This window comes from Aestuariivivens sp. NBU2969, from assembly GCF_019931125.1.
In the GTDB taxonomy this organism is placed as follows: Bacteria; Bacteroidota; Bacteroidia; order Flavobacteriales; family Flavobacteriaceae; genus Aestuariivivens; species Aestuariivivens marinum.
In genome coordinates, this window is record NZ_JAIOUU010000002.1 from 216,081 (window position 1) to 228,139 (window position 12,059).

The 12,059-nt window shown below is 36.6% G+C and carries 11 protein-coding genes; 5 read left to right on the forward strand and 6 right to left on the reverse strand.

Features of this window, described 5'->3' with window-relative positions; translation table 11 throughout:
• Positions 1-203 precede the first annotated feature (203 nt).
• A complete protein-coding gene (locus tag K7G79_RS02675; RefSeq protein ID WP_223548896.1) occupies positions 204-1,682 on the forward strand; it encodes a vanadium-dependent haloperoxidase in 1,479 nt (492 codons plus the stop codon).
• 90 nt (positions 1,683-1,772) lie between these two features.
• Complete coding sequence (locus tag K7G79_RS02680; protein ID WP_223548898.1) at positions 1,773-2,213, forward strand: doxx family protein; 441 nt, start codon at positions 1,773-1,775, stop codon at positions 2,211-2,213.
• A 36-nt stretch (positions 2,214-2,249) separates the two neighbouring features.
• Here the strand turns inward: K7G79_RS02680 and K7G79_RS02685 are convergent, their stop codons facing one another.
• From K7G79_RS02685 to K7G79_RS02710, 6 genes are all read right to left on the reverse strand, one after another.
• Positions 2,250-2,996, reverse strand: a complete 747-nt coding sequence (locus tag K7G79_RS02685; RefSeq protein WP_223548900.1) for a DUF1080 domain-containing protein — start codon at positions 2,994-2,996, stop codon at positions 2,250-2,252.
• 25 nt (positions 2,997-3,021) lie between these two features.
• Positions 3,022-4,074: a sugar phosphate isomerase/epimerase gene (locus K7G79_RS02690; RefSeq protein WP_223548902.1), complete on the reverse strand. Its 1,053-nt coding sequence runs from the start codon at positions 4,072-4,074 to the stop codon at positions 3,022-3,024.
• Between the two features lie 18 nt (positions 4,075-4,092).
• Complete coding sequence (locus K7G79_RS02695; protein ID WP_255575932.1) at positions 4,093-5,241, reverse strand: Gfo/Idh/MocA family protein; 1,149 nt, start codon at positions 5,239-5,241, stop codon at positions 4,093-4,095.
• Positions 5,242-5,266: 25 nt separating this feature from the next.
• Positions 5,267-6,430: a sugar MFS transporter gene (locus K7G79_RS02700; protein ID WP_223548904.1), complete on the reverse strand. Its 1,164-nt coding sequence runs from the start codon at positions 6,428-6,430 to the stop codon at positions 5,267-5,269.
• 25 nt (positions 6,431-6,455) lie between these two features.
• Positions 6,456-7,412: a sugar phosphate isomerase/epimerase gene (locus tag K7G79_RS02705; RefSeq protein WP_223548906.1), complete on the reverse strand. Its 957-nt coding sequence runs from the start codon at positions 7,410-7,412 to the stop codon at positions 6,456-6,458.
• 175 nt (positions 7,413-7,587) lie between these two features.
• On the reverse strand, positions 7,588-8,664 hold the full coding sequence (locus K7G79_RS02710; protein ID WP_223548907.1) for an AraC family transcriptional regulator: 1,077 nt from the start codon (positions 8,662-8,664) through the stop codon (positions 7,588-7,590).
• Between the two features lie 78 nt (positions 8,665-8,742).
• Between K7G79_RS02710 and K7G79_RS02715 the strand changes: the two genes are divergently transcribed.
• The 3 genes from K7G79_RS02715 to K7G79_RS02725 all read left to right on the forward strand — a co-directional run bounded on the left by K7G79_RS02715 (position 8,743) and on the right by K7G79_RS02725 (position 12,055).
• Complete coding sequence (locus K7G79_RS02715) at positions 8,743-10,467, forward strand: GMC oxidoreductase (protein ID WP_223548909.1); 1,725 nt, start codon at positions 8,743-8,745, stop codon at positions 10,465-10,467.
• A gap of 13 nt (positions 10,468-10,480) precedes the next feature.
• Positions 10,481-11,086 carry a gluconate 2-dehydrogenase subunit 3 family protein gene (locus K7G79_RS02720; RefSeq protein ID WP_223548910.1) on the forward strand — a complete coding sequence of 202 codons (606 nt, stop codon included), beginning with the start codon at positions 10,481-10,483 and terminating at the stop codon, positions 11,084-11,086.
• Between the two features lie 207 nt (positions 11,087-11,293).
• Positions 11,294-12,055: a DUF1080 domain-containing protein gene (locus K7G79_RS02725; RefSeq protein WP_223548912.1), complete on the forward strand. Its 762-nt coding sequence runs from the start codon at positions 11,294-11,296 to the stop codon at positions 12,053-12,055.
• Positions 12,056-12,059 lie beyond the last annotated feature (4 nt).

Genomic DNA, 12,059 nt, shown 5'->3' on the forward strand with positions numbered 1-12,059 from the left:
TGAGCCTCGATACAACTTCTTAAGAAATTATGATAAAATTTTAATCATATGGGCTATCATGCAATTATGGGATTTGCTTATGCACATTTCATAAGTTCATCAAATAAAAAACACATTTCATCAAGCAAGGTAATGAATCTGTACAATAATAAAGAAATATGTTAGGTAAAACATTAATATTGGTATAACTAAAACCAAAATTTATGAAATTAAAATTACCACAGGCGATACTATTAATGGCTGCCCTAGTTTTTTTTACTAATTGTAAAACTGAAAAAAAAGATATTACTTCAACCCAAATAGAAGAACAAGCTAAAGGAGAAGATAATGTCGCTTACCAATGGGCTTTTATAGCGCTTGAAGGTACCGCAGAAGATACCGATAGGTTTAAACCTAGACCAACAATAACTTCAAGATTTCTAGGATTAATTTTCACTTCTATGTTTGATGCTTGGACACGTTATGACGACAAGGCAAATCCAGTTTATCTTAAAGACGTTGCAAGACAATCTAAAGACAAAAGAACCATAAAAAATAAAGAAATAGCGGTAAGCTATGCTGCCTACCGTGCTTTATGTGAATACTACTATACAGATAGTACCATGTTCAAGAATAAAATGATAAAATTAGGTTTAGATCCTAATAACACCTCATTAGACCCTAGTACTCCAGAAGGCATTGGCAACCTTGCAGCTAAAATGGTTATCTATGCACGCAGGCATGATGGCTCCAACCAATACGGTGATGTGGAAGGCTCGGATGGACAGCCATATTTTGATTACACTGGATATTCTCCAGTTAATGATGTAGAGAATATGGTAGACCTCAACAGATGGCAGCCTAAATACTTTTCAGACGGTAAAGGTGGTAAATTTGCACCAGGTTGTTTAACGCCCTATTGGCAAAAAGTAAAACCCCTTTTACTAGAGACAGCTGATCAATTTCGTCCAGGACCACCGCCTATGATTGGTTCTGAACAATTAAAAAAGGAGGTCAAAGAAGTTATAGATCTTCAGGCTAATTTAACTCCAGAGAATAAAGCTTTGGTTGAGTTTATGCGTGATGGTCCTAAATCGGTTCAACAAGCGGGTCACTGGTTAAAATTTGCCCAAGATGTATCGAGAAGGGACATGCATACCCTTGATGAAGATGTAAAAATGTATTTTTTTGTAGAATCTGTAGCTATGGATGGTTTTATAGCCTGTTGGGACTCTAAAATGCATTACGATTTTGCCAGACCATATGCCTTGGTTCATGACTATTATCAAAATCAAGTTATTGAAGCTTGGGGAGGCCCCGATAAGGGCATGATGAAAATGAAGGGGCAAGAATGGCGACCCTACTCCCCTGACACCTTTTTATGCCCCCCGTTCCCAAGTTATGTATCTGGACACAGTACCATAAGTGGTGGATGTGCTGAAGCGCTAAAACTATTTACTGGAGATGATACCTTTGGAGAGGAAGTAGAACTAATTCCTGGTGCACTTACCGAACCCAATAATTTAGGGGATCCGGTAGTTCTTAAGTTTCCAACATTTACCAAAACTGGCGAAATGGCTGGGATATCAAGAGTTATGGGCGGTTACCATATTCAGGCTGACAATATTGAAGGACTTAATTTAGGTCGCAATATAGCACAATACAATTACAAAAAATATCTAGAGCTTATTGGAGGAGACTAGTAATAATAATTTAGTTAAATAGTGTGGTTTTAGTTAACAAGTTCGCCCCTCAATATTTTATGTTAATATTGAGGGGCAAACACAAAAAGCATGAGTAACATGGGACATTTCATTTCAAGAATAAACAAACATCGCTTATTAAGCATTAGCATAGGAGTCATTTATGTATGGTTTGGTTTACTAAAATTTTTTCCAGAATTAAGTCCGGCAGATGCCTTAGCCAAACAAACAATTACGTTTTTAACTATTGGACTAATTCCTGAGACTATTAGCATTTTAATGCTAGCCTTTATAGAGGTTACAATTGGTATATTTTTAATTTGTAATTTTCAAATTAAAAAAACCATAACGGTAGCCATTTTACATTTAATATTAACGTTTATTCCTGTCTTGTTTTTCCCAGAAGTCTCATTTGCAGAAGCCCCATTAGTTCTAACACTTGTGGGACAGTATATTATTAAGAACATAGTAATTATTAGTGCTCTGTTATTTATTTATCCATTAGACAATTACAAAGCAAAGGCGGTTTAATAATAACTATTATTGATTGAAAAAGGAAGTGATTTTTTAAAGTGGTTTTATCTTAATTTTTCTGTACCATACCTTATCACCATGATCTTGTAAACCTATGTGTCCCGTATGGTATTCACCAAAACCTTCCCACCCTTTAAACTTGGAGCTTTCAACCATAGCATCCCATTGGTCTCCATATAGGGGAAAAGTTACAATTTGGGTTCCATTTAACCTTACAGAACCTTTGTTTGTTTTATAATTGACTTCTAAAATACATAAATTCCATTCACCAGCTGGCTTACACACATCATGCATGGGTTGAACTAAATCGTACAAAGCTCCAGCTTGATGAAATTTAGGATTGGCTTTAGCGTCTGGATGGCGATCATTATCCAAGACCTGTATTTCCGGTCCGGTTTCATAGGGTTGTTTCAGTGTTTCTTCTTCAAAAATACCCCAAAAAATACCACTGTTGCCTCCTTCCGAGATTTTCCATTCCAACGACAAAACAAAATTGGTAAACTTTTGTTTTGTTATAATACTTTTACCTCCCTCTTCACTAGGTTTAAAAGCCATAGACCCTTCTTCAATAGCCCATTCTTTAGGCATACCTTCCTTTAAATAGCCTCTCCAATTATCGTAGGATGTCCCATCGAAAAGTATTATCCATTCCGAAGTATTATTTTCCAATCTTTTTTCTAGCCCTTCTTCATTAACAGTTTCATAACTATTAGTGTTTATCGTTTTTTTACAGGAAATCAACGACAAAAAACCAAATATTAGAATCAATATTCTATTCATATATCTAAAATATTATTAGGTGGGTTTAAATACCCAATATGTTTTTAAGATCCTCTTTATCAATATCACCTCCTGCAAAATCATCAAAACTACGCTCTGCCGCCTTAATAATATGCTTTTGAATAAAAGGTGCTCCTTCTCGTGCCCCTTGGCGGGATGACTTTATACAACACTCCCATTCCATAACAGCCCAAACATTACATCCGTATTGTGTTAATTTTGAAAAAATACCTTTGAAATCAGTTTGACCATCACCTAAAGAACGGAAACGCCCCGCACGATCTTTCCAATCTGAATAACCTCCATAAACACCTTGTCTGCCAGTTGGGTTAAACTCTGCATCCTTTACGTGGAATGCCTTAATACGCTCATGGTAATAATCAATGAATGTAAGATAATCCAATTGCTGTAACACAAAATGACTGGGGTCGTAAAGTATATTGACTCGACTATGGTTTCCAGTAGCTTCCAAAAACCTTTCGAACGTTGTACCATCGTGCAAATCTTCACCAGGATGAAGCTCATAGCACAAATCTACACCTAGTTCATCAAAATGATTTAATATAGGTAACCAACGTTTTGCCAACTCATCAAATCCAATATTTACCAAACCGTTGGGACGTTGTGGCCAAGGATAAATAGTATGCCATAACAAAGCTCCAGAAAATGTAGCATGAGCATTTAAGCCCAACCTTCTACTAGCCGTTCCCGATTTTTTTACAAAATCTATGGCCCAATCTGTTCTGGATTTTGGATTTTTTCTTACTGCTTCCGGAGCAAAACCGTCAAACATGGTATCATAAGCTGGATTAACTGCAACCAACTGTCCCTGTAAATGTGTGGACAATTCAGTTATCTCCAATCCATATGAATTCACTTTTCCTTTTAATTCATCACAATAGACCTGACTTTCCACAGCCTTTTCTATATCGATTAAATGAGTTTCCCAGGTAGGAATTTGAATGCCTTTATACCCCAAATCTGCAGCCCATTGACAAATACCATCTAAACTATTGAATGGTGGTTCACTACTCACAAATTGGGCTAAAAAAACCGCAGGACCTTTTATTGTCTTCATCTATTTTCTAAATATATATTAATTTAATTTCGTCCAACTGGCATTATTCTTATCACTTTCTACAGAGGCGTAAATAAATTGCATCCCACGAACACCATCCTTTACCGTTGGGTAATCAGGAACTTCTATATATTCATCGTTTAAAACGGCCAGTAAATGTGTTGCAAAATTTTTATAAATGGTAGCAAACGCCTCTAAATACCCTTCAGGGTGTCCTGCCGGAATTCTTGAAGCATTAAGAGCTTCAGGATATAAATCACTGCTTTGAGGTGTAAATGTTTTTTTAGAACTTCCTAACCAACGCGTTATTAGCTCATTAGGATTTTCCTGATACCATTCCAAACTCCCTTTTTCACCATAAACCCTAATAGCTAAATTATTTTCCTCTCCCAAAGCCACTTGTGAAAAGGACATGGTCCCCTTTGCTCCATTATTCATGCGTATTAACACATTACCATCATCATCCAATATCCTGTCCTCTCCAAAACGCCCCAAATCTGCCGCCAATTCATATATCTTTAACCCTGTAATATATTCCACTAAATTTTCAGCATGCGTTCCTATATCACCAAGGGCCCCTCCTATACCAGATTTTTTTGGATCAACACGCCACGATGCTTGCTTATGGTCGCTTTTTTCAAGAGCTGTGGAGAGCCACCCTTGTAAATATTGAACTTGTATTTTTCTAATGGCCCCCAAATCATTGTTAGCTATCAAAGCCTTAGCTTGTTTTACCATAGGGTGTCCAGTGTAATTATGGGTCAAGGCAAATAATTTACCCGTTCTTTCTACAACCTTTTCTAACTCACATGCTTCATCCAAGGTTAAAGTCATTGGCTTATCGCATACCACATGAAACCCATGTTCCAAAGCCATTTTTGCAGGTGGAAAATGCATATGGTTAGGCGTTACAATAGCAACAAAATCCATTCTTTCATTTTCAGGAAGCTGTTTCTCTATGAGAATCATCTCTTCAAAATCGCCATAACATCTTTCTTCAGGAAGAAAAAGTGCTTTTCCAGATGCTACAGATTTTTCAGCATTACTGCTAAAAGCTCCACAAACTAACTCTATCATACCGTCAATAGAAGCTGCTTTTCTGTGTACATCTCCAATAAACGAACCAGTTCCTCCACCAATCATTCCCATTCTTAATTTTCTAATCATTAGACCAGCATTTTAATTTTCTGCATCAGCTGTTTTTACGCTTTTTCATATAAACATTCAATCCTATAAATACCACAATTAATATAGCTGGAAGTATAGACATAATACGCAATACTTCGCCAGGGCTGGCATTATCTAACATATTACCCATTATTGGCAATACTACAGATACAGAAAACATACCTGCACCTCCCATAATCGACAAGCCTAAAGCTCCTGTTTCTGGTAAATATTCAGCTACAAAACCCAACATAGTTGGCCAAAAGAAGGTTACGCCTATGGCAAAAATAGCCGCAGCCACAATAACCATGGTTCCTGTAGCCGAACTTAGCAACCATAACCCAACAAAAGTAAAAATAGCTGAAAAGAGCAACATTCCTGCTGGTTTTAACCTGTGAATAACTTGACCTGAAAAAGCACGACCAAGAGCCATAATACCATTAATAAACGCCAAAACCAATAAAGGTTTTGCTATAGACTTACTTAACAAGGATTCTATTCTTTGAGTGTTTGCCAATTCTGAAGCCGCTGTTAAAAACATGCAAAGCACCATAAAAATAAACAAGGGCCTTAAAACACTTTTAAACATATCACCATAACTTACACCCATTTGTACACGTTCTGTAACCGGGAATTTTTGCCCAAAAAACAAATAACCATAAATAATTAGAGGAATAAAGAGCGTTGCTACCATCACTTGCCAATTGAGGCCGATAATATCCATAATTAAATACCCCACTAACGCTCCAATTACTATGCCTCCAGGAAACCATACATGAAATCTGTTTAACATTTTGGTTTTGTTGTCTGGATATATAGAAGCTATCATAGGATTTAAAGCCGCTTCTACCATACCATTTCCAATACCTACAAAAAGCGTGGCAACAAACAGTGATGTCATTGAGGTAGCCAGTAACGTTAATACAATTCCAATGGCATGGGTTACAAATGCAATCCAAGTAATTTTTTTAATCCCTAAAGAGTCAACCAAAGGTCCTCCAACAATCATAGCCAAGGTAAACCCCCAAAATGCAGGCGTAAAAGCATAACCAATCTGCTCTAGTGTTAAACCAATGCCTTCGGGCCCAAATACCGTTTCAAGTCGTGCTCGAATGGCAAACGTCATTGCCGTAACTATTAATGCAATACAGCTAGCAATAAAAAGTCTGTTCTTGTTTATATTATCCATATTTTGGTTGTTTAGTTATTTACTATTAAATGCTTTGTAATTTCTCAAGTAACTTCTTAGTTGCTAGAATCCCTTCTTTTTCGCTTAAATTACTCCCTTCATACTCCACGCCAATATAACCCTTATAACCGGCCTCCTTAACAATTTTGAGCATACGGCCATAGTCTATATTGGTTTCATTCCCTGCTTCATCAAAATCATACGACTTAGCACTCACGGCTTTAGCAAAAGGCATTAACTCTTCTACGCCTTTATATTTATCATAGGCTTCTATACAATTATGGACACTCCCCTTGACACAAAAGTTACCAAAATCGGGAAGCGTTCCGCAGTTGGGCATATTTACCTGCTTCATAACCGAAGCCAACCACTGACCATTAGAAGTATATCCTCCATGATTTTCAACAATAACATTGATGTTTTTAGTTTTTGCATATTCAGATAATTTTCCCAAACCTACAACAGCTTGAGCCATAACCTCATCGTAACTACCGTCCCCATGAGCATTAACTCTGATTGAATGACACCCTAGCTTTTCTGCTGCATCGACCCATTTTTTATGGTTTTCAATAGCAATATTTTGTTCTTCTGGGTTACTAGTGGCCAAATTACCTTCACCGTCAACCATTATCAAAAGATTTTTTACTCCATACTTTTCACTTTCGCCCTTCATCTTATTAACGACCTCGTTAATCCCAATTTCCTCAACGTCACTCTTGTATAATACGCTTACATATTCAATAGCCTCAAAGCCCAAATCATGAGCTTCCTTAGCAAAATCGAAAGGACTGATTTCCCCACTCCTAATTTTTTTATGCAAAGACCATTGCGCTAAAGAAATTTTAAAAAAAGATTTGGAATCCATTTGTTTTAATGAATTGTTGACAGCTTCCTCTTTTTTCTTGCCATCAGCACATGAAACAACCGCTAGAAGCAAAATAACAGTTGTAGACATTTTAAAAATTGATTTTTTAAGTTTCATACATATAATATTATACAAAAGAAACAACCATCGAAACCAAACAATATATCTTTAGTTATCTGTTATGTTAAGTTGTCTAATTCGAAATTAATTATTGTGAAATTATAAAATCAATTTACATTTCTTGTTTATTTTTATTCAGTGAAAGGATTTATACAAGTTTTTAGTAAGAAATTTAAAAAGAAACCATTTCTTTAATCGGCATTTCCTTAAGCAAGAACTTATCACGATACTCTATAGGTGTACATTTTTCGTGCTTTTTGAAAACAGTTGAAAAATACTGACTGGTTGAAAAACCACAGCTAAAGGCAATTTCGGCAATGCTTAAATCTGGCATTTCCAATAAAAGCTTCTTTGACAACCCTACGCGTTTAATCATCAAATAACGCATTGGAGTTAAGTTGGTTAAACGCTTACAGTGATGCGTAAATCGTGTTAAACCTACACCTGCCGATTTTGCCATTTTACCAATTGTCCAATCATCAGAAAGGTTTTTATCCAATTCATTCAAAAATAATTGTACACTTCTTGAACTGTCAATAAGACCTTCATTAAGTTTTACGTCTTCTGAATCCAACAAATCCAAAATTGAAATTAATAAATAATTAATGAGCAATCTTATTCTTGATGCATTACTCCCTTCAAAATCAGTATTTACAACCTGACTTATCCGTTGAAAACAATCGCGAATCCTATTATCTGCTCTCCAATGTATTTTCTCGTTTTGCCTCAAAATGGCAGTCAACCGCTCCAGATCATTAGGCGCCAACATAATCCAATCTGGCCACACCCATTTTTGATGTGGTCTGCGCACTCCTAAATCCAATATCACCCAATAAAACTTACCCATTCCAATTTGAGGGTTACCTACTTTATGAACCTCCCATGGTCTAGTTATGGTCAGGCTATTAGGAGACAACACCATGTCCTGACCCTCTTGGGAATACGGCATTGTACCCGACTCTAAAAAATGGATTTCAATACCTTCATTCCTGTGCCAATCCAACCCCCAATCCTGTGGTTCATTGGCATCCCAATAACCTATACTATTCAAACCCGATGTATCATCCGTTAACCTATCGCCAGGATAGGTATAACGCGCCAAAGCTTTAAATTTTAACTTCCTTCTTTTAACGGCATCCACTAAGGGCAAGCACGTATCGGCATGATAAACCACTCCTTCTGCTTCAAAAGGCGTTATTTGTTGTATATTTATTTTCACTGAAAGATAATGAACATTAAATGTCTGCAAAATAATTATTTTTCCTGAATTTAAACATTCATTATTTTCAATTAAATTTATTTATCCAAACCAAATAGAACAATCTACATGCATACATCCAGTACAAATCCAACCGAAGATATTTTTGATGCCATTGTTGTGGGAACTGGAATTTCTGGCGGCTGGGCAGCTAAAGAACTTTGTGAAAAAGGGCTAAAAACCCTTGTACTTGAACGTGGCAAAATGATTAAACACATTGAAGATTATCATACTGCCTATTTAGATCCTTGGGATTTACCCAATGGAGGTGCCCCTACAAGGGAACAATTAATACGTAAGCACAAACAAAACAGGTCTGGCATCTACATTATGTATACCGCCCAACAGCATTATTTTGTTGACGACCTAAAACACCCCTATAATGAAGACCGACGCTTTGATTGGATTAGGGGTTATCATGTAGGTGGTCGTTCCATCATGTGGGGTAGGCAAAGTTACAGATTGAGTGACATTGACTTTGAAGCTAATAAAAAAGATGGTCACGGTGTAGATTGGCCAATTCGATATAAAGACATTGCCCCATGGTATAGTTATGTTGAAAACCACATTGGTGTAAGTGGAGAAAAATTGGGCTTACCCCAATTGCCTGATGGCGAATTTCTCAAACCCATGGCTTTAAACTGCGTGGAAGAACATTTAAAAACCAAGATTGCCGAACATTTTGACGACCGCATACTTACCATAGGTAGGAATGCACATATAACAGAAGGTACCAAACCTGGATTTGGAAGAAGCACCTGCCAATACCGAAACAGATGCATGAGAGGCTGCCCCTATGGTGCCTATTTTAGCAGTAATTCGTCAACACTCCCTATGGCAGAGGCCACTGGAAATATGACATTGAGACCCCACTCAATAGTTAGCGAAGTTATTTACGATGAACAACTTCAAAAAGCTACCGGTGTTAAAGTGATTGATGCCGAAACTAAAGAAACACATATCTTTAAAGCTAAAATGGTTTTCTTATGCGCTTCGGCAATCGCATCGGCAGCTATCCTCTTACAATCAAAATCCAAACGCTTCCCTAACGGTTTAGGTAACGACAGTGGTGAATTAGGACATAATATCATGGACCATCATTTTAAAATTGGTGCAAGGGCCACTGTAAAGGGTTTTAACGACAAATATTATAAAGGCAGGCGCCCTAGTGGTATTTATATACCCCGCTTCAGAAACTTAGGTGGCAAGACCGATTCCCCCAATTTTTTGCGCGGTTATGGTTACCAAGGCGGTGCCTCTAGAGAGCGTTTTAGCGAATTGGTCTCTGAACTTAAGTATGGCTCCCAATTAAAAGAAGAATTATTAAAGCCTGGTGAATGGTCTGTTGGTTTAACCGGATTTGGGGAAACTCTTCCAAACCACAGCAACAGAATGTACCTTGATTATGAAAAGAAAGACGAATGGGGTTTACCAACGGTTACTTTTGATGCCGATTTTGGAGAAAACGAATTGGCAATGCGGGAAGACATGAAACTCCAAGCCATTGAAATATTAAAAGCAGCTGGTTTTGAAAATGTACAAGGCTACGATCTTACTGATAGCAGAGCCATGGGGCTTGGCATTCATGAAATGGGTACAGCACGAATGGGACATAATCCAAAAACATCTGTATTAAATAAACACAATCAAATTCATGCCTGTAAAAATGTATTTGTTACCGATGGTGCTTTTATGACTTCATCAGGATGCCAAAACCCTTCCTTAACCTATATGGCCTTTACCGCTAGGGCAGCAAATTATGCCGTGGAAGAACTTAAAAAATCTAATATTTAACAAACATCATCTTATGAAACGGAGAGACGCATTAAAAAACATAGGTTTAACTACTGCCTTTTTTACGGTAACACCTCCTGTAATTAGTTTATTGCAAAGTTGTACCGCTGAAACCAAAACTTGGATTCCAGATTTTTTTAGTAAAGAAGAAGGTATTGTTTTATCAAATTTAGTCGATGTGATTTTACCCAAAACCCAAGAACTGCCTTCTGCTTCAGAACTTAACATCCCCCAATTTATAGACAAATATGCAAACGAGGTTTTTGACGAAGATATGCAGGCACGGTATAAATCTGCTTTTGGGAACATAATAGCTTTATTAAAACCTAATGCATCTCACACCATAGAAAAAGTAACACCCGAAAACTACAAAATCCTTTTAGATAATCACCTAATGATTAAAAGTGATATTGATGAAGAACGGAAAGCCAATCCTGAAAGCTTGGCACTAACAAAATCCGAATTATTAAATGACATCAAATGGATGACTATAAATGCCTATAAAACATCCGAATATATTGGTGAAAATGTATTGGCGTACGATCCTATACCCGGTGCCTATTACTGTGGAGATTTAAATGAATTAACCGGTGGCAAATCCTGGTCAGTATATAAATAACCATGAAACATATAGTATAAATATAACTAGTATTAATAAATTTTAATATTTACTTTACAAAAGGCAATATTTAAAATTTGTTAATGTGACCGCCCGCCTAAAAAGAACCATTATTGAACGTATGCAAGTAGAGATTATCCCTGTTTCTACTAGGTATTTTAAATTTTGTAATTAATTTAATACGCTCAATTATTAATATTTAAACGAATGAAAAATTACCTTATTCTTCTTATCTGCTTGATAACTTTAACTAATTGTCAAAACAAAAAAAGATGGAAACCTCTGTTTAATGGGAAGGACCTAAGCGATTGGGTTATAAAAATTAAGGGACATCCACTTGGCGAAAATTACAAAAATACTTTTATTGTTGAAGACAGTGCTATTAAAGTTAACTATAAAGAATATGACTCTTTCAACAATGCTTTTGGACACATTTACTACAAAACACCTTTTAGCAACTATAAATTTAGAATGCAATACCGTTTTACCGGAGAACAATTAAAAGGAGGCGCAGGTTGGGCAACCAGAAATAGTGGTATTATGGTACACTGCGAAGATCCAAAAAACATAGGCTTAAACCAGAATTTCCCAGTTTCAATTGAAGTTCAGCTTCTTGGAGGTCTAGGCAATGGGGAACGTCCCACAGGTAATTTATGTACACCAGGCACCCATGTTGTTATAAACAACGAACTGTATACCCCCCACTGTATCAATTCGTCATCAAAAACGTATAATGGAAACCAATGGGTGAATGTTGAGATTGAAGTAAGAAACGATTCCATTATTAAGCATTTTATAAATGGCGATAATGTACTCACTTATTATAAACCTCAAATTGGAGGGCCTGTAGATTACAATAACGATTTGTGGGAAAGCAAAATGGGTACACCTCTTAAAAAAGGATTTATTTCATTACAAAGTGAGAGTCATCCTGTTGAATTTAAAAATATTGAGATTTTAGAATTATAAGCCA

Coding starts and splice junctions, on each gene's coding strand:
- K7G79_RS02675 (WP_223548896.1), top strand. CDS start 204: ATGAAATTAAAATTACCACAGGCGATACTATTAATGGCTGCCCTAGTT.
- K7G79_RS02680 (WP_223548898.1), top strand. CDS start 1,773: ATGAGTAACATGGGACATTTCATTTCAAGAATAAACAAACATCGCTTA.
- K7G79_RS02685 (WP_223548900.1), bottom strand. CDS start 2,996: ATGAATAGAATATTGATTCTAATATTTGGTTTTTTGTCGTTGATTTCC.
- K7G79_RS02690 (WP_223548902.1), bottom strand. CDS start 4,074: ATGAAGACAATAAAAGGTCCTGCGGTTTTTTTAGCCCAATTTGTGAGT.
- K7G79_RS02695 (WP_255575932.1), bottom strand. CDS start 5,241: ATGATTAGAAAATTAAGAATGGGAATGATTGGTGGAGGAACTGGTTCG.
- K7G79_RS02700 (WP_223548904.1), bottom strand. CDS start 6,430: ATGGATAATATAAACAAGAACAGACTTTTTATTGCTAGCTGTATTGCA.
- K7G79_RS02705 (WP_223548906.1), bottom strand. CDS start 7,412: ATGAAACTTAAAAAATCAATTTTTAAAATGTCTACAACTGTTATTTTG.
- K7G79_RS02715 (WP_223548909.1), top strand. CDS start 8,743: ATGCATACATCCAGTACAAATCCAACCGAAGATATTTTTGATGCCATT.
- K7G79_RS02720 (WP_223548910.1), top strand. CDS start 10,481: ATGAAACGGAGAGACGCATTAAAAAACATAGGTTTAACTACTGCCTTT.
- K7G79_RS02725 (WP_223548912.1), top strand. CDS start 11,294: ATGAAAAATTACCTTATTCTTCTTATCTGCTTGATAACTTTAACTAAT.